Origin of the sequence: Sphingomonas pokkalii (assembly GCF_003096275.1) — a bacterium.
Classification (GTDB): Bacteria; Pseudomonadota; Alphaproteobacteria; order Sphingomonadales; family Sphingomonadaceae; genus Sphingomonas; species Sphingomonas pokkalii.
The window spans coordinates 3,507,203-3,525,826 of sequence record NZ_QENQ01000001.1 but is presented as its reverse complement, the minus strand read 5'-3'; the positions used below and the strand labels follow the sequence as shown (position 1 = coordinate 3,525,826).

The 18,624-nt window shown below is 66.6% G+C and carries 16 protein-coding genes; 9 read left to right on the top strand and 7 right to left on the bottom strand.

Annotation, left to right across the window (positions count from 1 at the left end; all coding sequences use genetic code 11):
- Nucleotides 1-79: 79 nt before the first annotated feature.
- The 3 genes from DD559_RS16190 to DD559_RS16180 are packed head-to-tail and all read left to right on the top strand — an operon-like array spanning nucleotide 80 to nucleotide 2,873.
- The gene (locus tag DD559_RS16190) at nucleotides 80-1,321 is read left to right on the top strand and encodes an MFS transporter (protein WP_206364522.1); all 1,242 of its coding nucleotides are present in this window, start codon (nucleotides 80-82) and stop codon (nucleotides 1,319-1,321) included.
- A complete protein-coding gene (locus tag DD559_RS16185; protein ID WP_116470966.1) occupies nucleotides 1,321-2,520 on the top strand; it encodes a class I SAM-dependent methyltransferase in 1,200 nt (399 codons plus the stop codon). Before DD559_RS16190 ends, DD559_RS16185 begins: the two co-directional genes overlap by 1 nt.
- Nucleotides 2,517-2,873, top strand: a complete 357-nt coding sequence (locus DD559_RS16180) for a hypothetical protein (RefSeq protein WP_240610302.1) — start codon at nucleotides 2,517-2,519, stop codon at nucleotides 2,871-2,873. Before DD559_RS16185 ends, DD559_RS16180 begins: the two co-directional genes overlap by 4 nt.
- A 6-nt stretch (nucleotides 2,874-2,879) precedes the next feature.
- Here DD559_RS16180 and DD559_RS16175 read toward each other — a convergent pair whose 3' ends face one another.
- From DD559_RS16175 to DD559_RS16165, 3 genes are read right to left on the bottom strand one after another with little or no spacing between them, the layout of a single operon-like run.
- Nucleotides 2,880-3,926 (bottom strand): alpha/beta hydrolase, encoded by a 1,047-nt coding sequence (locus DD559_RS16175; RefSeq protein WP_116470092.1) that lies wholly within the window; start codon nucleotides 3,924-3,926, stop codon nucleotides 2,880-2,882.
- Nucleotides 3,923-4,990, bottom strand: a complete 1,068-nt coding sequence (locus DD559_RS16170) for a DUF3089 domain-containing protein (protein WP_116470091.1) — start codon at nucleotides 4,988-4,990, stop codon at nucleotides 3,923-3,925. The genes DD559_RS16175 and DD559_RS16170 overlap by 4 nt, the downstream gene beginning before the upstream one ends.
- Nucleotides 4,987-6,390, bottom strand: coding sequence for a flavin monoamine oxidase family protein (locus DD559_RS16165; protein ID WP_116470090.1), 1,404 nt, complete (start codon nucleotides 6,388-6,390; stop codon nucleotides 4,987-4,989). Before DD559_RS16165 ends, DD559_RS16170 begins: the two co-directional genes overlap by 4 nt.
- Before the next feature lie 240 nt (nucleotides 6,391-6,630).
- On the opposite strand from DD559_RS16165, the gene DD559_RS16160 reads away from it, so the two are divergent.
- Nucleotides 6,631-7,050, top strand: a complete 420-nt coding sequence (locus tag DD559_RS16160) for a c-type cytochrome (RefSeq protein ID WP_116470965.1) — start codon at nucleotides 6,631-6,633, stop codon at nucleotides 7,048-7,050.
- Between the two features lie 66 nt (nucleotides 7,051-7,116).
- Here the strand turns inward: DD559_RS16160 and DD559_RS16155 are convergent, their stop codons facing one another.
- Together DD559_RS16155 and DD559_RS16150 are read right to left on the bottom strand one after the other, a co-directional pair.
- The gene (locus tag DD559_RS16155; RefSeq protein WP_116470089.1) at nucleotides 7,117-7,962 is read right to left on the bottom strand and encodes a DUF1838 family protein; all 846 of its coding nucleotides are present in this window, start codon (nucleotides 7,960-7,962) and stop codon (nucleotides 7,117-7,119) included.
- A 14-nt stretch (nucleotides 7,963-7,976) separates the two neighbouring features.
- Nucleotides 7,977-8,972 carry a DUF1838 family protein gene (locus tag DD559_RS16150; RefSeq protein WP_116470088.1) on the bottom strand — a complete coding sequence of 332 codons (996 nt, stop codon included), beginning with the start codon at nucleotides 8,970-8,972 and terminating at the stop codon, nucleotides 7,977-7,979.
- A gap of 195 nt (nucleotides 8,973-9,167) precedes the next feature.
- Between DD559_RS16150 and DD559_RS16145 the strand changes: the two genes are divergently transcribed.
- From DD559_RS16145 to DD559_RS16135, 3 genes are read left to right on the top strand one after another with little or no spacing between them, the layout of a single operon-like run.
- The gene (locus tag DD559_RS16145) at nucleotides 9,168-10,778 is read left to right on the top strand and encodes an FAD-binding oxidoreductase (RefSeq protein WP_116470087.1); all 1,611 of its coding nucleotides are present in this window, start codon (nucleotides 9,168-9,170) and stop codon (nucleotides 10,776-10,778) included.
- On the top strand, nucleotides 10,775-11,776 hold the full coding sequence (locus DD559_RS16140; protein ID WP_116470086.1) for a zinc-binding dehydrogenase: 1,002 nt from the start codon (nucleotides 10,775-10,777) through the stop codon (nucleotides 11,774-11,776). Before DD559_RS16145 ends, DD559_RS16140 begins: the two co-directional genes overlap by 4 nt.
- Nucleotides 11,777-11,798: 22 nt before the next feature.
- Complete coding sequence (locus tag DD559_RS16135) at nucleotides 11,799-12,326, top strand: DUF3598 domain-containing protein (RefSeq protein ID WP_116470964.1); 528 nt, start codon at nucleotides 11,799-11,801, stop codon at nucleotides 12,324-12,326.
- A gap of 51 nt (nucleotides 12,327-12,377) precedes the next feature.
- Here DD559_RS16135 and DD559_RS16130 read toward each other — a convergent pair whose 3' ends face one another.
- Both DD559_RS16130 and DD559_RS16125 read right to left on the bottom strand, forming a co-directional pair.
- Nucleotides 12,378-13,424 (bottom strand): DUF1838 family protein, encoded by a 1,047-nt coding sequence (locus DD559_RS16130; RefSeq protein ID WP_116470085.1) that lies wholly within the window; start codon nucleotides 13,422-13,424, stop codon nucleotides 12,378-12,380.
- 63 nt (nucleotides 13,425-13,487) lie between these two features.
- The gene (locus tag DD559_RS16125) at nucleotides 13,488-16,052 is read right to left on the bottom strand and encodes a TonB-dependent receptor (protein ID WP_165831122.1); all 2,565 of its coding nucleotides are present in this window, start codon (nucleotides 16,050-16,052) and stop codon (nucleotides 13,488-13,490) included.
- A 275-nt stretch (nucleotides 16,053-16,327) separates the two neighbouring features.
- On the opposite strand from DD559_RS16125, the gene DD559_RS16120 reads away from it, so the two are divergent.
- Nucleotides 16,328-17,587: a serine hydrolase domain-containing protein gene (locus tag DD559_RS16120; RefSeq protein WP_116470083.1), complete on the top strand. Its 1,260-nt coding sequence runs from the start codon at nucleotides 16,328-16,330 to the stop codon at nucleotides 17,585-17,587.
- Between the two features lie 11 nt (nucleotides 17,588-17,598).
- Nucleotides 17,599-18,615 carry a zinc-dependent alcohol dehydrogenase family protein gene (locus DD559_RS16115; protein ID WP_116470082.1) on the top strand — a complete coding sequence of 339 codons (1,017 nt, stop codon included), beginning with the start codon at nucleotides 17,599-17,601 and terminating at the stop codon, nucleotides 18,613-18,615.
- Nucleotides 18,616-18,624 lie beyond the last annotated feature (9 nt).

The window sequence follows — 18,624 nt, the reverse complement described above, 5'->3', positions numbered from 1 at the left end:
GCCTGCCGGACAAAATCGAATGCAGGCTGGCGCGCCGGCCCCCGCGGCATAGCCTGTGGCCCAATCGATAGGGGAAACCATGCACGCACGCGCGCCACGTTCGGAATTTCGCCCCGGCGGCAAGCCGCTGGTCGCGGCACTGCTCGGTGTCACCTGCGGCGCCTCGCCCCTCCCGTTCAACGTGCTGCCGCTGATGATCGGGCCGATCCACGCCGATCTGGGCTGGAGCTTCGCGCTGATCAGCGCGGGCGTGACGGTGCTCGGCGTCATCGGCGCGCTGATGGCGCCGCTGTTCGGTGCCGCGGCCGATCACATCGGGGTGCGGCGGGTCGCCCTCTGGTCGCTCGCCGCCTTCGGGATCGGGTTCGGCGCCTTCTATTTCCTGCCAGCCAACCCAGCGGGCTATATCGCCTGCTGGGCGGCATTGGGGCTGATCGCAATCGGGTCCAGCCCGGTCACCTGGAGCCGGGCGATCAGCATGTGGTTCGATCGCCGCCGTGGCCTGGCGCTGGCGATCATGCTGATGGGGACTAGCCTGTCCGCGCTGATCGTCCCCCAGATCGCCCAGCGTGCGATCGAGGCGGGCGGCTGGCGGGCGGGGTTCCCGGCGCTGGCGGTGCTGCCCCTGCTCGTCGCGCTGCCGGTCGCGCTGCTCTGGTTCCGCGAACCCCGCCCCGAGGAGCGGCCGCCCGGCGTGACCGATGCGTCGGGCGCCCTATGGGGCCTCACCCTGGGACAGGCCGTGCGCAGCTACCGTTTCTGGGTGCTGATCACCTCGATCCTGCTCATCGCCTTCGCCTATGGCGGCGCGCACATCCACATGGTGCAGATCGTCGCGATGCACGGCGTCACGCCCAAGGTGGCGGCGGGCGTGATGGGGCTGGTTGCGATCGGCATCCTGTCGGGCAGGCTGATCGTCGGCTTCCTGTTCGATCGACTCTGGGCGCCCGGCGTCGCCTTTCCGGCGCTGTTGCTGCCTGCCTTCGCATGCCTGCTGCTGATGGGCACCGGCACGTCGCTGACTTGGCTGATGCTGGCCGGCTACCTGCTCGGCGTCGCGGCGGGGACGGAGGCGGACGTGATCGCGTTCCTCGCCGCCAAATATTTCGGCATGGCGCATTTCGGCCGGATCTACGGCATGCTCTACATGCCGTTCGGCGTGGGCTCCGCGATTTCGCCCATCCTCTACGGCGCCGTGCGCGATGCGACCGGCCGCTATGATGCGATGCTGATGGCGGCGATGCTGCTGTTCGCGACCGGCGGCGCCCTGCTGCTCACCCTCGGCCGCTATCCGCGCAGCGCCGAGCAAGGGGTATCATGATGAAGCAAGACGTTCCTCCGCCCTATACCGCCGTCACCCAGCACGCGATGTTCCCCAAGCCCGCCCATGACGAGGCGGCGCGCTACAATTTCCTGGCGAACTTCAACAAGCACATGGCGGGCACGCTCGGCGCCGGCAACAAGCTGGCCTATGAAACCCGCGTGCTACCTGCCTTCCGTGCCGAACATGGCCGCAATCCGCAGGACCGGTTCGAAGTGCGCCACGCGATGAACCGCGACCCCTGGCACCGGCTGTGGTCCGCCTGCCGCCGCAATGCGATGGAGATGCGTCAGCAGAACGGACGCTCGATCGTGCTGCGCCAGCTCGACGCGCTGGATGCGCTGGCGCGCGAGTTCAACGCCGGGCGCGACACGCTGACGCTGAATCCCAAGGTGGCCGTGCCCCGCTATCAGGCCGCGGTCGACATCCACTGCATGCCCGGCAGCTATCATGGCGAGGAACGTCCCGGCGACGTTTCGGCCGGCGCCAATTACGACAGCGGCCTGTTCGCGACGACCGGCGGCCAGCTAGGGGCGCTCAACGATGGCGGGGGGCAGGCGCTGGTCGAATGGATCCGCCGCGAGCGGCCCGGCTGGAGCCCGCGCCGCATCCTCGATCTGGGCGCCACCATCGGCCACAATATCGTGCCGCTCGCGCAGGCGTTCCCGGAAGCGGAGGTGGTCGCGATCGACACCGCCGCGCCGGTGCTGCGCTACGGCCATGCCCGCGCGCAGGCGCTGGGCGTCCGCAACCTCCGCTTCGTCCAGATGGATGCGGAGCATATGGAGGCGTTCCCGGACGGCCATTTCGATTGGGTGCAGACGACGATGTACCTGCACGAACTCTCCGGCAAATCGCTTCCCGCGATCATCCGCGAAGGCGTCCGCGTGCTCGCCCCCGGCGGGCTGATGTTCCATCTGGAGCAGCCGCAATATAGCGACGACATGCCGGTGTTTGAGCAGTTCCTGCGCGACTGGGATGCGTTCAACAACAACGAGCCATTCTGGTCGGCGATGCATGCGCTCGATCTGAAGGGCATCATGGCGGAGGCGGGCCTGCCCCGCGACTGCCAGTTCGTCACCGGCGTGCGCGCCGTGGCGGATCGCAGCATCTTCCCCGACGCGCCCGCGCCGGACGAAGAGGATTATGGCCGCACCGCCAGGTGGAACGCCTATGGCGCATGGAAACCCGCAGAATGACCGAGATCGACTGGATCGCCCGCGCCGGCACCCGCGCCAAGGGCAAGCGCCCCGACTTTCTGGGCGATCCCATCGCCGAACGGATGCTGTCGATCCTGCTGGCGGTGGCCGGCGAGGTATCGGTGCTCAAGGAACGGCTCGATACGGTCGAGCGGCTGCTGGAGGCAAAGGGCACGATCTGCCGCGAGGACATCGAAACCTACGCGCCCGATGCCGATGCCGCCCATGCGCGCGGCGTGATGACCAAGGAATATGTCGGCCGCATCCTGCGCGGAATGCAGCAGGACATGGAATCGATGCAGGCGGCGGAAAAGCCGCTCGCCGATGTCAGCGCCGACCTGCGCGACAGCTGACCCGCCTCAAGGTTGCGGGCCAAGCTTCCGGTCGAAATAGTCGATCGTCGCGGCCAGTGCCTTGCGGTGCGCCGCGGCGGTGGCTTCCGAGGTCGTGGCGAACCAGCCGTGATTGGCACCCGGCAGGATCAGCGTCTCCACCGGCACCCCGGCCGCCTTCAGCTTGGCTGCCATGACCTCGCTCTGCTGATAGGGCACCGCCATGTCGGCGTCGCCATGGATCAGCAGCATCGGTGCGTCCGATGCGTCGACATAGATGACCGGCGATGCCCATGCCCGCTGCGCCGGGGTACATTGCGCGACCGTGCAGCCCAGGAACAGCCGCGTCGGATCCTCGGGCGGCTGGGGCGGAATTTTGATCGGCCCTTCAAAGTTGAAGTCGTAAATGCCGAACCAGCCAACCGCCGCCTGCACGCAGTTGGAGGGCGATGGCGGCGGCGGGGTGCCGCCAGCCCGGCGGCGCGTTTCGTCCACCGGTTCGAATTCGGCCACACCGCATGTCGTCGCGGCCAGGCCGATCAGATGGCCGCCTGCGGATTCACCCCAGATACCGACCTTCGTCGCCTCGATTCCAAATGCCGCATCGTGCGCGCGCAGCCAGCTGATCCCGGCCTTCACGTCCCGGATCGCCGCCGGCAATGCCGCCTCTTTGGCCAACCGATAGCTTACCGCCGCTACGACATAGCCGCGCGCCGCCATCCGGGCGAGCACGCCGGGCCAGTCGGCATAGCCCGAGGCGCCCTGCGGCGCTCCTTCCACCCATGCGCCGCCATGCACCCAGACCAGCAGCGGACGCTTCGCCGCCGCCGGTTTGACAGGACGGAAAATGTCCATGCGCAGCGGCCGATAGCCCGTCGGCCGGGCGAAGATCCGCTCGCTGTGGAGCACCGTGCCGCCCAGCATCGGCGTGTCTGCCGGCAGATCGGAGGGCGGCGCCGGCTTGCCGCGTTCCTGGATCGGCACGCTCGCCGCAACCGTCTCGGCGCTTTGCGCGCGAACGGAAGGCGCAGCCAATAGCATCGCCGCCGCAACGGCAGCCAGGGGTGCGCTCACTTGCGCACCTGGCCGAAGGCGGCAACCCGCTCCGCGGCATTCGCGCGGATATCGGCGTAAAACAGGCCCATGTCATGGAAATGCATGCTGCCTCCCGGCAACGGTTTCAGGTCCAGTTGGGGATCGGGTTCGGCCACCAGATAGCCATCCGCCTCACAGCGGGCCGCGACCAGCCCTCCCCGCAGCGGCAGCACCGGCCCGGCACCCGGCTCGCCCGGCACCGCGCCCTTGCTCGCCGCGCGGCCCGCTGCCGGGCGCGCACGATCGAAGGTCAGCGGATTGATGCACAGCGCACGCTTGCCTGGAATATAGCCATATTTTGCGACGAAGTTCTTCGACATCATCGCGGCTGCGGGTGCCCGCGCCAATTCCGGCAGGACGGTGTTCCACCCGATCACGCAGCCGGTCTGCGCAGGTCTGTCGCACGGCTGCAGCGTCTTGTAGCGCGTGCCGAAATCGCCTTCGAGCAGGTTGATCCCCACGACATAGGCCGCGACCATGTGCTTCGCGAGCGGCGTGCCGTCGATGCGCCGCTCCAACAGCTGGGCGATATGCCAGGCCCCCTGGCTATGGCCGACCAGGATGAAGGGGCGGCCGTGATTGTCGCGCTTCAGATACGCATCGAACGCGCGCTCCACATCCGAATAGGCGAGATCGAAGGCCGGCCGCCCTGCACCGTCGAGCTGGAACACCGCGCGGCCGGCCGCCTGGCGGTATCGCGGTGCGAACACCCGGCAGCATCCGTTGAAGATCGCCGCCTGGCGCGCGATCACGCTGCCGTCGGTCCAGCCATTGGTCTCGGCGTCGCTCAGATCCTGATTCCACGCCGTGGCGCTGCTAAACGTCGTAGGGTGGACATAGAACACATCCACCATCGGTGCCTTTGCCAGCCCCGACGCGCCCTGCGGCACGGTCGCGGCAACACCCTCGCGCCCCGGCCGCGCGGCCCAGCTCTCGGCCTTGGCATAATCGGGCGCGGGGGGGGCGGCGGCGGGGTCGAAGGCCTGCGCCAGCACCGGCGTGCTCCAGCCCAGCAGCGCTGCGGCGGTGATCGTGCGGATCATGCGGTCAGCACCTCGATGGCGACGCGCTCGGACGATTCCAGCGCGCCTTCCAGCCCCCGCGCGCCTTCCGCCGTATGCTCGCCGCAGAAATGCAGCCGTCCCATAGGCGCCGCCATCGCCTTGGCGAACGCCGTCACCTGGCCCGGCTTGAAATAGGCGATCTGCCCCAGCGTGAACCGTTCCTGCGACCAGCTGAACATTGCCGCCCCCTTCACCTTGCCCTTGGCGGCTGGGCGCAGCGCCTCCAGCCGCGCGACCACATTCTGCAACGCTGCTTCCTTGCCCATGCTGTCCCACAGCTGCGCCAGATTGCCGCGCGCCTGCACCGTCAACCCGCTGACCTGGCCGGGATCGGCGCCGAACCGCTGCGGCAACACCACGCCCAGCTGATCGTTGGTGAACATCGAGGGCGAGAGGCCATCATTTAGCCAGAACGGCTCGCTCACCGTGAGGAAGGCGATGGTCAGCCCGTTATAGCCCAGCGTCTGCACCGCCTGCGCCTGTGCGCCGGTGAAGCCCGGCGTTACCGCGATATTGCGCAGCGTGGAGAAGGGCAGCGAGCACACCGCTCGGCCCGCACGGTACACCGAGCCGTCGGCGCAGCGGACCTCGACGCCACCGGGCTGGACGTCAATCGCCACGACTTCCTTGCCCAGCAGGATATCGCCCTTGATCAGCTTCGCCATGCCCAGCGGCAGGTGAATATTGCCGCCCTTCACCGCCAGCGATCGCTTGCCCGCGGCCATCTGCGTCTTGATGAAGCCATCGTTGAACTCCATCATCAGCTGCGACATTTCGAACGCGTTCATCCCGTAATAGGGCGACACGTCGTTCGCCAGCCGGATGGCCGCATCGCTCAGCCCCTGCGCCTTCAAAAAGGCGTGGAGCGAAATATCGAGCGCCGTGTTTGCGGGATCGTTCCAGGTGCTGAAGTCCGCCAGCCGGTTATGCTGCGCGACCAGCTTGCCCACCACCTCACCGGGCAGGCTGGCCTTCAGCGCATCCGGGAAGGGATTGGCCGGCGATCGCGCCCATTCCTCCCGCGTCAACCTTTTGCCGTTCAGCCAAAGCTCCTGCGGGGGGCCACCATAGAAGCGCGGCGTGATGTCGACCATCTCCACCCCGGCACGCTGCGCGGCATCCAGCCCGCGGCCATAGCCCTCGCCCATCGAATTGAAGCCCATCTCGGGATAGCCGGGCTGGTCGAGCAGGGTGAACACCCGCCCCCCGACGCGCTGGCGCCCTTCCAGCACCAGCACCTTCTGGCCTTCCTTCTCCAGCAGCGCGGCGGTGTTCAGGCCGGAGACGCCGGCGCCGAGCACGATCGTGTCGATGCGCTTCTCCGCCTTGCCCTGCGCGCGGGCCGATCCGATCGCCAGCGTTGCGCCAGCGGCGGCCATCCCGATGCTAAATCCCCGACGCGTAAGCTCCACCCCAGCCTCCCTGAAACTTCTGCATCTTGGAGAGTGCACCGCAGCGGTCATGCCGTCGAGGTGGCGCCGCCCCTTGCTCGCTTGTCGGATAATCGCCCCCGCCCCTTTTGACGTGCAGGTCCGCAGGCTTAGGCGATGGACACCCCTGTTCAGTCTGGGTCAATTCCCGCAATACGACAGGAACGTAGGATTTTCAGGATGATGCGTATGCGTTCACGGGTTCCGTTTTTCGCCTTGGCCTTCTCGGCCGTCGCCCTAGTCGGCGCGCTGGTGGTGCCACGCCCCGGTGTCGCTGCTGCGCCCGCGGCACCTGCCGGCAACGCCGCCACCGGCGCCAAGCTGTTCCTGCAATGCCGCGCCTGCCACACTGTCAATCCTGGCGGCGCCAATGGGGTCGGCCCCAATCTGGCGGGCGTCATGGGCGCCAAGGCCGCCAGCAAGCCGGGCTATACCTATTCTCCCGCGCTCAAGAACGCCGCGCTGCGCTGGGACGCGGCGACGATGGATGCCTGGCTCACCCGCCCGGCCAAGGTCGCGCCGGGCAACAAGATGGCCTTTGCCGGCATGGCCAACCCGCAGGCGCGCGCCGACGTTATCGCCTATCTGGGAACGCTCAAGGCGAAGTGATCGCCGCTGGACGACAAAAAGGGGCCGGATCGTCGATCGCGATCCGGCCCCTTTTTCGCGCGCCGATCAGGCGGGCTTGTAGATCGGATCGAGCAACCCGCCTGGATTCTCCAGTATCTCCGGCCACTTCTCCCGCGTCGCCTTGGTCCAGCGTTCGGGCAGGTCCGCCATGGTCACGCCGAAACGGCCATTCCCCACCGCGCTCAGATGGCCGGGATGCCCGGCCATGTTCATCCACGGCCGCCAGTCGACAAAGTTGGTGAAGTTCGATTCGGCCGGCACCCGCTTCACGCCGGGCTTCAGCAGATCGGAAACGCGCGCGTGCATCGACACGGTTTCGCTGTAGCGGAAAGGCTTGGGCGCGCCGGGGATCGGCGCCTGGGTGCGCGTGACGTCGGTGAACCAGATATCGTCGCCGCGCACTTCGGGATCGCGGACATGATGATCCGATACCATGCCCGGCAGCACCCGCGAGAATTGCAGCTGCAAATCGGGCAGGATCGCATAGCGCGACGGCGGCAAATTGGTGCGCGGATCCTTGGCGATCTTGCCGGTATAGGGGATCAGGAACTCGCCCGGCGCCTCCCCCGTCTTGGGGTCCAGGAAATGCGCGATCTCCCCGCTGAACACGTCGAACCCGCCATCGGCGCGCGCCCGATAGCGGGTGAAGGTCACGCCGATCACGTCCCACAGCGGCGTCACCTCGGAATCGACCACCCCGAAATAACAGCCGCTGATGTAACTGATCACCAGCCGCTCATCGAGCGCCCCGCGCATCAGGATATAGGCGAGCAGCTTGCCTGCTGGCGATTGCACATCCAGCGTCCGCGCCGCCGCAGCAGGCGGTGCCGCCGCCGCAAGCGCGCCGACGCCGATCAGTCCCAATGCCCCACGGCGGTCGATTCCAGACATGGTGTCCCCCTGCTTCAGCGCTTGATCGCGGCGGGCGGCTGCGGCGGGGTCCAGCCCTCGGGCACCGGCGCCGGCTTCTGGAAACGGGCATAGTTTTCGAGGCTGGAATAGGACGGGCCATAATCCTCGGTCGGCGCATGCAGCCACTTCTCGTCCATCGCGCGCGCAGCAGCCACGACGTCGGGGGAAAGCCCCTTCTCGCCCTTCGGCTCCGAACCATAGTTGCAGACATAGCTGATATGGCCCGGCGCCTGCCCCATCAGCATCCAGGGCAGCCAGGGCGTGATCCGCGACCACGAACCGACATGCGGGATGTGCGTCAGCCGCGGGTTCACAACGTCGGCGCGCTTCATGAAATAGGTGAAATATTCCGAAACCCGGTTCATCGGCCCCGAAGATTCGCGCACCCATTTCTCCGGGACCAGCGCGTTCGGGTAGAACAGGTCGATGGCGGTGTTGAGCAGGATATTGCCCTCGCCATCCTCGCTCCAGTCGAGCAGCAGCGGCTGGCGCGGCGGCTTGTCCTTGTTGAGCCCGCCATAGGACGGCGGCTCCGGCGCGAATTCGCTGATCGTGAAGTTGAACGGATCATTGGCGATCGGAACCACCGGCACCTTTTCATTGGTATAGGGGTTCAGCCAGCGCTTCATAATCTCGCCGGTCTTCAGGTCGCGGTAGAACACCACTTCTCGCAGCATCTTGCGATAGCTGCCGTCTTCCAACTTCTTCAGGCGGGTAAAGCTGAAGCCTTCGACCTTGAACAGCGGGCGGACGCGCTCATTCTCACGCACGCCGTACGCCGTGCCCTTGATCCAGCCGCATTTCTCCTTGGACGTATCCAGATCGCCGTCCAGCCGGGCAAAGGTGTCGCGGTTCCACTTAGGATCCTTGAAGTCGATCGTGGTCTGGAAACCAGGCTTGGGGGCCGCGGCCAGCGCCGGTGCCGCCGCCACGCCCATCGCCGCGCCCATCAGGCCCAGTCCCTCGCGCCGTGTAAAACCCGTCTTCATCGCGCTTCTCCCAGGGGTATCTCTATCACCGCCCAAGCTGCCTCACCCCTGATGGCCGAGTCATCCGCTCGTCCGGGCCTATCCGCACAACGGATAGCGCCCCGAATGCGTGACGCAATGCCGCGCGCACCGCTCAATTGTCCTGTCGAATCCAAGGCAGGGAAACCCGCCGGCCCAACCCAGAGAGGGACAGACATGCAGACGGATGCGCTGGCATCGCTTTCCAATTCGACCATCGCCGATCTGCGCGACACGCTGGGTGCCATTGTCGGCACCGATCATGTCCTGGACGATCATGATTCGCTGGCGCTGGTCAGCGAGGATATCTGGCAGAAGTCGCCGCACCTTGCCGCGCTGATCGCCGCGCCGGGGTCGCTGGAGGAACTGCGCGCCGTGGTCGCCGCAGCGGCAGACGCGCGCGTGGCGATCGCGCCGCGCGGGGCGGGGATGAGCTATACCGGCGGCTATCTGCCCGCCAACGATCGCACGCTGTCGATCGACATGCGCCGGATGAACCGGGTGCTGCACATCGACCCCGACGACATGGTGGTGACGGTCGAGGCCGGCTGCAGCTGGTCCGATCTGCGCAAGGCGCTCGCGCCGCACGGGCTGCGCACGCCGTTCTGGGGGCCGTTTTCCGGGCTCTACTCCACCGTCGGCGGCGGGATGTCCCAGAACAACGCGATGTGGGGTGGCGCGCGCTACGGCACCAGCAGCGAGAGCCTCGTTGCCCTCACCATCGTTACCGGCGACGGCCGCATCCTGAAAACGGGCGCGCGCGGCCTGGAAGGAAACAACCCCTTTTACCGTCACTTCGGCCCCGATCTCGCCGGCCTGTTCTGCGGCGACAGCGGCACGTTGGGCGTGAAGGCGGAACTGACGCTGCGTCTGATCCGCACGCCGGCATTCGAGGACTATGCCTCCTTCTCGTTCAAGACCGGTGCGCAGATGCTGCGCGCGATGGCAGAGATTACGCGCGCCGAACTCTCGTCGGAGATGTGCGCCTTCGACCCCGGCCTCACCAGGGTGCGGCTGCAGCGCCAGTCGCTGCTGTCCGACGTGAAGACGCTGGGCGCGGTGATCGGCAAGCAGAAGAACCTCGGCAAGGGGCTGCTTTCCGCCGCCAAGGTCGCGTTTGCCGGCCGCAACTTCATCGAGGAGGAGGAATATCCGCTCCATGTGATGACCGAAGGCCGGTCGAAGGAAGGGGTCGCCTCCGACATGGCCGCGATCCGCGCCATCGTCGCGGCCGGGGACGGCGCCGAGATCGAGAACACCATCGCCAAGGTGATGCGCGCCCAGCCTTTCCCCGAACCCAACTCCATCCTCGGCCCCAAGGGCGAGGCCTGGGTATCGGTGCACGGTCACGCCTCGCTTTCCACCGCCCCGGCGATGTTCGACGAGATCGACGCGATGTTCGCCAGCCGCAAGGACCTTTTCGAGGCCAACGGCGTGCATTACGGCTATTTGTTCACCTCGCTGTCGACCAATGCGATCACGGTGGAGCCGGTCTTCTACTGGCCTGAAGCCTATCGCCCGGTGCACAAATCGATGGTCGAGCCGGCGCACCTGGCCCGCCTGCCGCAGCTGCCCGCCAATCCGGCGGCGACGGCCGTGGTGAACGATGCGCGCAACGCGTTCAAGGATATCGCCGCCCGCTATGGCTGCGCGCATTTTCAGGTCGCGCGCACCTATCCCTATCGCGAAAGCCGCGACGACGCCTCGCGCGGGCTGCTCGATGCGGTGAAGGCGGAACTGGACCCACACGGCATCCTCAATCCCGGCGCGCTCGGCTTCCCGGCATGAGCGCGTATCGCGCGATCCAGTTGCAGCGCTTTGCCGATACCTTCCGCGCGGCGTGCGAAACCATCACGCTGCCGGAAGCTGCGCCCGCGCCGGGCGAGATCCGGGTGCGCAACCGGTTCTGCGGCGTCAACGGCATCTTCGATACCCAGATCGCCCGCAATGCCGTCGACTATGTCCGCATCCCGCTGCCCAGCTTCACGGGTGTCGAAGCATTGGGGGTCGTCGAGTCGATCGGCGAAGACGTGACCGGGCTGGAACTGGGCGATCCGGTCGTCACCACGCGCTTCGGTCGGGGCTATCGCGAAGTCGCGGTCGGCCCGGCAAGCGAATTCGTGTCGGTGCCCGACGCCACCGCGGACATGCTTGCCCTTACCTCCACCGGGGTATCCGCCTTGCTTGCGCTCGAACATATCGGTCAGGTGCGGGACGGCGAGACAGTGGCGATCTCCGCCGCGGCCGGAGGCTTGGGGCACCTGCTGGTCCAGCTCGCCCTGCTGCGCGGCTGCACCGTGTTCGCGGTCGCCGGGGGCCAGGCGAAGGGCGATTTCCTGCGCGCGATCGGCGCCCACCGGGTGATCGACTATCGCCGCGAGGATGTCGCCGCCGTGCTGCGGGACGAGGCACCGCGCGGGATCGACGTGGCGATCGACACGGTCAGCGGCGCGATCTTCGATGCGTTCCTCGCCAATATGGCGCCGCACGGGCGGCTGGTCGTCGCGGGCGCGGCGGCGGATCTGGACGGCAAGCCGGAGATCGTCACCGGCCCGCGCATCGCCCATTCCATCTACTACAAGGGCGTCTCCGTCCGCGGCTTCATGAACGGGCTGCTGACCGACCATTGGGCACCGGCCCGCGCGAAACTGTTCGCGCTGCATGCCGGGGGCCAGATCGCCGTCACCCGCGATGCGCGGCCATTCGACGGCCTCGATTCGATCCACGATGCCGTCGAATGGCTCCTGTCCGGCCAATCGATGGGCAAGGTGATGGTTTCTCTGTGAATTTTTCTGCGGGAGATAGATGATGATCGACGAACTGAACAAACCCGGCGTCCGCGAAGCGATGCCGATCCTTGCCAGCAACGAGGGCGTGTGGGAAGGCTGGTATCGCTATTACGACGCCTCCACCGGCGCGCTGATCGACCAGCATCGGTCGCGGCTGATCTGCCGCCTGTTCACCGATGAAGGCGGCGTCGATCGGTATCACCAGACCAACTATTATTTCTGGGAAGACGGCCGCACCGAAACGCGCGACTTCCCGGCCTGGTACGAGAACGGCCGTATCTGGTGGGACAATGATCTGATCAAGGGCTGGGCCGCGCACATGCAGCCCGACGATTTCGGCCGCTCCACCTGCCTCAACTGGGTGCGCAAGAACGAGCCGGGCATCTATTTGTACGAGATGATCCAGAACAACGACGCGCGCACCCACCGCGCTCGCACCTGGCAGTGGTTCCGCGACGGCATCTGCTACCAGCGCACGCTGATCGACGAAAAGTTCATCACGCCGGACTGGCAAAACTTCACCGACCATTCGGCCCCGAAGAACTGATAAAAAATGGGGGCGTCCACCAGGCGGTGGGCGCCCCCATTTCCATCCGCCTCAGCGGCCCTTCTGCTTGCGTGCCTCAGCCAGCGGCGAGACATAGCCCGGCGCTTCCGGCGGCACGTCCTCGGCATAGGCCTCGAGCGTGCCGCGTACGCCTTCGTCGGGCCCGTCGGTCGGCTCTTCCAGCAGATCGGGGCGATCGCGCTCGACCCGCTTGAGGACAACCTTCGGAATATCCTCCTCGGTGCCGGTGATCTTGTAGCTGAACATCCGGCCCATCAGCACCCCCTCGACGCCGCTCTGCCCCATTTTCATCCACGGCCACCACGGCCCCTGGCGCGTGAAGCCGGCATGGAAGCGCGCGGAGGCCAGGCTGCGGTCGTCGATCTCGGCAGTCGGCGTGAACACGGTGAAATGCTCGGACGGATTGACCCGCCGACCGGTAGAGGCCTTGGGCCAGCCCTCCGGCGTCACGGGGTTGGTATATTCATGGGCATAGTCCCAACCGAGCAGATACTGGTCGCCCACGCGGTGCCACGGCAGAAGGAACGGCGCGCCCTTGGCGGCCTTGCCCTTGCCCATGTCGTTGTTCACCGTCTCGCTGTCGCCGACCTTGAACACCTTCTGCTCCAGGCCCAGCGTGCCGCGCCAGCGATCGTTGAGGAAGGGAAACACCTCGCATTTCTCGCCGGTCCAGGGATTGTCCCACACGTCGATGATCTCGCCCGTGTGCAGGTCGGTGAAATAGCCGCATTCCTTGCCCAGCACCTTCACCGAACCGTCCGGCTGCAGGATGTTGCGGTTGTTACCGAAGCCATAATAGCCGAACATCGGCACCGCGCGCTTCGACCCGACGATCGCATATTGCACACCGTAATAGCCGGACTTCACCGCCTTCGGCCCGATCGTCCCCCACAGCTTGGCGAAGCCGTACAGATTCTCGCGCGGGTCCATCACATCGAGCGGGCGAAGATGCGGATTGCGCGACTGCGGGGCCGCGGCGGCGCCGACCGGCGGCACCATCCCGGCCGCCGCCCCCATTCCCAGAAAACCCAGCGCGGACCGCCGCGACACGGCGTTGTGCATCGTCTCGAACAGCATCGAACCTCTCCCTCCAACGCAAAAGGGGCCGGTTTCCCGGCCCCCTCGCGATACTCGCAGCAATCAGAATTTCGCGCCGACCGTCAGCCCGACACGCCGGCCCTCGCCCTGGTAGATTTCGGGCACGCTGAAGGCGAACGGCACGCCCGCGCGCGGCTGACCGATGGCGTTGGCGGCATAGAGCACGTCGAAGATGTTATTGGCCCACAGCGCGATGCTGTAGCGGTCATTCTCCACCGCGATACGGCCGCTGGTCAGCGTGCGTTCGCCGAAAAAGGCGGTGTTGGGCAGGTTGTAGGGCGCGTCGCCGGTGTGGCTGACGTCCGCCCGCGCTGACAACCGCCACGTATCGCCCAGCGGCACATCGACCGCGCCATAGACGTTCCACGACAGCTTCACCGAACGCTGCGGACGCTTGCCTTCCAGCGAGGTCACCGCACGGGTGCCGCTGGGCGTGGTGACCAGGATCACCGGCGGGCACCCCGGGGCCGCCACCGCCGCCGCGCCGGTGCCGATCACGCACTGCCCGACGATCGACGCATCATAGGCGCCGGCCTGGAACTTCGGATCCGAATAGACCAGGCTGCCGCCCAGCTTGAAATAGTCGGTGGGTCGCAGCTCGCTCTGCACTTCGAAGCCGGTCGTCTTGATGTTGCCGGCGTTGCGCACGATGCGGGTGGGGTTCACCGCCGTCGGGTTCAGCGTGAACGCCGAAACCTGCGCGTTGGTCCAGTCGACGCGATAGACCGATGCGTTGAGCAGCAGCAGGCGATCGAACAGCTCGCTCTTCACGCCCGCTTCATAGGTCCAGTTCGTTTCCTCCTCATACGCCACCTCGTCCGCCAGGATGCCGGTCGCGCTCACCGGATTGGTGGTGTTGAAACCGCCCGAACGCACCCCCTTCGCTGCCGTCACATAGAAGAAGATGTCGCGCGTCGCCCGATAGTCGACGGTGAACCGGGGCGTGAAGCTGTTGAAAGTCCGCGCGAACGGCGTTCCCGCCACCGGGAAGGTGCTCGGGGCCGGAACGGTGGTGCCGGAGATGACCGGGTTGATGCCGGGCTGGCTGAGCGGGTTGGACGTCGAGAAGACCTGGGCGCGCTTGCGATCGATATTGTAGCGGCCCTCTGCGCCGAACCGCACATCGCCCAACCGATAGCCGAGCGATCCGAAGATCGACATCGTCCGCGTGCTGGCAGCCGTGTAACTGGCATAGAGCGCGTCCGACAGGCTGTTCGTCAGGAACGGGTTCGCGGTGAAGTCATAGGCGCCGATCCCTTGTGCTGCGGGCGCCGTCGTCTGGCTCACCTGCACCAGCCGTTCGTTCGCCGCCAGGCCGGTGCGATCGGCGGCAATGCCCAGCGCAGCGAGCGGGATGCGCGAATTGAAGAAACTGCCGCCGAAGATCCACTGGAACGGCGAATTGTTGTCGGATTGCAGCCGCACTTCCTGGCTGAACGTCCGCACGCGCTCGCGGTTCGAACTCAGCAGGTTGACGTTCTGCAGCCGGGTATAGGCGCCCGCCGGCGAACAGGATGCCCCCAGGGTGCACACGCCGAACACCGTGCCGGCGGCCGAAACATCATAGTCGTTATAGGTGCGGTTCTCGGCTTCGGTAAAGCCGGTGACGCTGGTTACCGATACGCCGCCGCGCCGCCAGTTCAGGTTCAACGTCGCCTGGCGCGCATTGGCGACGGTATCGGGCGCGTTGGCGGTGATCGAACTGACGTCCTTCGCCTTCAGCTCGCCGCAATACATGGTGCGCACGCCGGTCGCGGCGTTGACCGATCCGCAATTGAACGATGCCAGCGGCAGGGCGCTGACCGCCGACAATTCCGTCGCCGAATGCGATGCGAAGGCAGAAAGGCGCGCGGTGAATTCCGTCGTGGGGCGGAATTCCAGCGCGCCGGTGACGGCATATTTCTCGGTGCCGGAAAGATTGTCGTCCGGCGCGGCGCTGTTCTTGCCGAAACCGTCATAGGTGACATAGCCACCGGCGACGCGCACCGCCAGCGTGTCGGTGATCGGTGCCGAGATCGATCCGCGAAGGCGATAGTCGTCGTTCACGCCCACGGTCGCCTGCACATTGCCTTCCAGCCGCTCGCTCGGGCGTCGCGTGGAGATCGACATGGCACCGGCAAAGGTGGAACGCCCGAACAGCGCGCTTTGTGGGCCCTTGGCGATTTCGATCTGGCCGACGTCGAGCACCGAAAGGAGGTCGATCGTGTTGCGGCTGGTCTGATAGATGTCGTCGATGAAGACGCCGACATTGGCTTCGACGTTCAGGTCGTTGGTGGTGTTGGCCGGCGCCTGGCCGCGAATATAGATGTTGGTCAGCGTGCCGCCCGAAATCGTGGTGATCGCGACGCCCGGCGTGGAGTTGGTCAGATCGTTCAGGCTGGCGATGTTGCGTTCGTTCAGGTCTTCGGCACTGAGCGCGGTGATCGCGATCGGCACGGTCTGAATATTCTCTTCGCGAAGACGGGCGGTGACGACGATTTCGTCCGGCTTGCCGGTCTTCGCGGCATCGCCGGTTTCCTGCGCGAACGCGGCCTGCGGGATGGCAGTGGCGGCGATCCATGCACATGCCGATAGCGTGGCGAGCGTATAACCCCGATCGTGTTTCATTATATAACCCTCCCTGATCGCGCCGCCCGCAAGGCGGCAGCCGCACGTCGCAACACGGGGCATGCGCAGGCGATGAGAAGATCGGGGTCTTGGGACACGGCTCCCCAAATGCCATGTCGGTCCCCGCTCCGCTCCTTGCGCGAAGCCCGGTTGCCGCGACCTTGGCATAGTCGGCTTTGTCGCCGGCTCCTTGGCACCTCTCGCGGTGTGACCGCTCTACGATCAGTTACCGCCGCTGGATTGCCTGCAGCGGCATAAATCCCGATGCCGGTCGCATGGAGAAGCCCATCGCATCGGCGCGCCCCCTGCGCACTCGCCGCGGATGGACGGCGCTTGCCGCCGTCGCTCTGCTGTCCACGCTTACCGCCGCCCGCGTTCAGGACGACGAGGCGCTGTATCGCGAACGCTTCGCCGCGCTGATGCAGAATGGCGGCGTGATCCTGAACTATACTCCGATGGAGCCGGTTGCCGGTGCGCCCGCGCCGCGCCCGCTGCCCGTGGCGGCCACGCCCTCCATCGCGCCGCAGGCGCTCGACGCCGCCGTCGACTATGCCGCGCGGATGAACTCGACCGCGCTGATCGTCTGGCGTAACGGAAAGATCGAACGCGAAGCATATTTCAAGGGCCAGGATCGCACCAGCCAGCTGGTATCCAAGTCGCTGTCCAAGCCGCTGGCCGCCATCGCGGTGGGCCGCGCGATCCAGCTCGGCAAGATCCGGTCGCTGGATCAGAGCGTCGCCGATTTCATGCCGGAATGGCGCGGCACGCCCAAGGCCGCGATCACGGTGCGCTACCTGCTCGACATGCGCTCCGGGCTGCTGGAACAGATGGCCAGCGCGGATCCCGATCATCCCATCAACCGCGCCTATATCTCGCCCCAGCTCGCAAAGGCGCTGATCAGCTATCCGCTGACCCATACGCCCGGCACGCATTACGGCTATGCGAACGCGGTGGCGGATCTGGTGGGGTTGGTGATCGAACGCGCGACGGGCGAGCGCTATGTCGATTTCATCGGGACGCGCATCCTGGCGCCGATCGGTGCGCCGGGGGGCCGGATCTGGGTGGATCACCCGGGCGGCCTCGCCCATGCCGGCTGCTGCATGACGCTGCCGGCGGAAAGCTATCTGCGCCTGGCCATCCTGCTCGCAGAGGACGGCGTGGCGGGCGGCAAGCGGCTGCTGCCGCGCGGCTATGTCTCGGAAATGGCGCGCGGCACGGCGCAGAACCCGCATTATGGCCTGAGCGTGTGGATCGCCGGGCCCTATGTGTCGCGCCGCGGCTTCGCCAATCCCGCCAAGCCGGGGCCGAAGGTGCTCCACGCCGCCCCCTATCTCGATCGCGACCTGTTCCTGTTCGACGGCAATTCGAACCAGACCGTCTGGATCTCGCGCAGGGCGCGGACGGTCGTGCTGCGGATGGGCGACAATCCGCCGGCACAGCCCGAATGGAACAATAGCCACCTTCCCAACCTCCTCCTCGGCAACATCCGCTGGAAGGCGGGCGAACGTCGCCCCCTGCCCCAGCCCGCCCAGTGAAAGAAAAGCCCATGAAAGCCTTTCGCATCGGCCCGCAGACCGGCCTGGATTCGCTCATCCCTGACACCCGGCCCGATCTGGTGCCCGGCCCCGGCGAGGTGATCGTCAAGGTGCGCCTTGTGTGTCTCAACCACCGCGACATGCTGGTGCTGGAGGGCAAATACGGCCCGCGCCGCCCAGAGGACCGAACGCCGGTCTCCGAAGGCATGGGCGAGGTGCTTGCCATTGGCGACGGCGTCGCCGGTCTGACGGTGGGTGCCCGCGTGGTCGCGCCGCATTTCGTCAGCTGGATCGACGGCGATTTTCAGCGCAGTGCCTTTGCGCACGATGTCGGCATCACCCATGACGGCTGGTTGGCCGAGCAGGTGCGGGTGCCCGCCGCGGCGCTGGTACCCGTACCCGACAGCCTGAGCGACATGCAGGCCGCCCCCCTCGCCTCCTCCGCGCTGACCGCGTGGAATGCGGTGGTCGAAGTCGGCAAGGTGAAGGCGGGCGACATCGTCCTCGCGCTCGGCACCGGCGGCGTTTCGATCTGGGCGCTGCAACTCGCCAAGGCAGCGGGTGCGCGCGTCGCGATCACCTCGTCCAGCGACGATAAGCTCGCTCTGGCCCGCAGTCTGGGTGCGGACATCACGATCAACTACCGCACGACGCCCGATTGGGAAAAGGCGCTGCTCGACGCCACCGGCGGGGCGGGTGCCGACATCATCGTCGAGACCGGCGGTCAGGCGACGCTGGCCCAGTCGATCGACGCCGCCGCCACCAATGCCCGCATCGTCATCATCGGCGCTCTCGCGGGCAAGGCCAATGAAGGGCTCGCCAATTTCAGCACGATCATCGGCAAGAACCTGGTGCTGACCGGCATCGCGGAAGGCAGCCGCGCGATGCTCGCCCGGCTGGTACGGGCGATCGAGCTGCACGGCATCCAGCCGGTAATCGATCGCGAATTCGGCTTTGACGAGGCGCTGGAGGCCTATCGCTATCTCGCGAGCGGCAGCCATGTCGGCAAGGTGCTGGTGCGGCTGTAGCCGCGCGGT

Coding starts and splice junctions, on each gene's coding strand:
- DD559_RS16140 (WP_116470086.1), top strand. CDS start 10,775: ATGAGCGCGTATCGCGCGATCCAGTTGCAGCGCTTTGCCGATACCTTC.
- DD559_RS16180 (WP_240610302.1), top strand. CDS start 2,517: ATGACCGAGATCGACTGGATCGCCCGCGCCGGCACCCGCGCCAAGGGC.
- DD559_RS16165 (WP_116470090.1), bottom strand. CDS start 6,390: ATGGCCGCCGCTGGCGCAACGCTGGCGATCGGATCGGCCCGCGCGCAG.
- DD559_RS16160 (WP_116470965.1), top strand. CDS start 6,631: ATGCGTTCACGGGTTCCGTTTTTCGCCTTGGCCTTCTCGGCCGTCGCC.
- DD559_RS16190 (WP_206364522.1), top strand. CDS start 80: ATGCACGCACGCGCGCCACGTTCGGAATTTCGCCCCGGCGGCAAGCCG.
- DD559_RS16150 (WP_116470088.1), bottom strand. CDS start 8,972: ATGAAGACGGGTTTTACACGGCGCGAGGGACTGGGCCTGATGGGCGCG.
- DD559_RS16135 (WP_116470964.1), top strand. CDS start 11,799: ATGATCGACGAACTGAACAAACCCGGCGTCCGCGAAGCGATGCCGATC.
- DD559_RS16115 (WP_116470082.1), top strand. CDS start 17,599: ATGAAAGCCTTTCGCATCGGCCCGCAGACCGGCCTGGATTCGCTCATC.
- DD559_RS16130 (WP_116470085.1), bottom strand. CDS start 13,424: ATGCTGTTCGAGACGATGCACAACGCCGTGTCGCGGCGGTCCGCGCTG.
- DD559_RS16185 (WP_116470966.1), top strand. CDS start 1,321: ATGAAGCAAGACGTTCCTCCGCCCTATACCGCCGTCACCCAGCACGCG.
- DD559_RS16145 (WP_116470087.1), top strand. CDS start 9,168: ATGCAGACGGATGCGCTGGCATCGCTTTCCAATTCGACCATCGCCGAT.
- DD559_RS16155 (WP_116470089.1), bottom strand. CDS start 7,962: ATGTCTGGAATCGACCGCCGTGGGGCATTGGGACTGATCGGCGTCGGC.
- DD559_RS16120 (WP_116470083.1), top strand. CDS start 16,328: ATGGAGAAGCCCATCGCATCGGCGCGCCCCCTGCGCACTCGCCGCGGA.
- DD559_RS16170 (WP_116470091.1), bottom strand. CDS start 4,990: ATGATCCGCACGATCACCGCCGCAGCGCTGCTGGGCTGGAGCACGCCG.
- DD559_RS16125 (WP_165831122.1), bottom strand. CDS start 16,052: ATGAAACACGATCGGGGTTATACGCTCGCCACGCTATCGGCATGTGCA.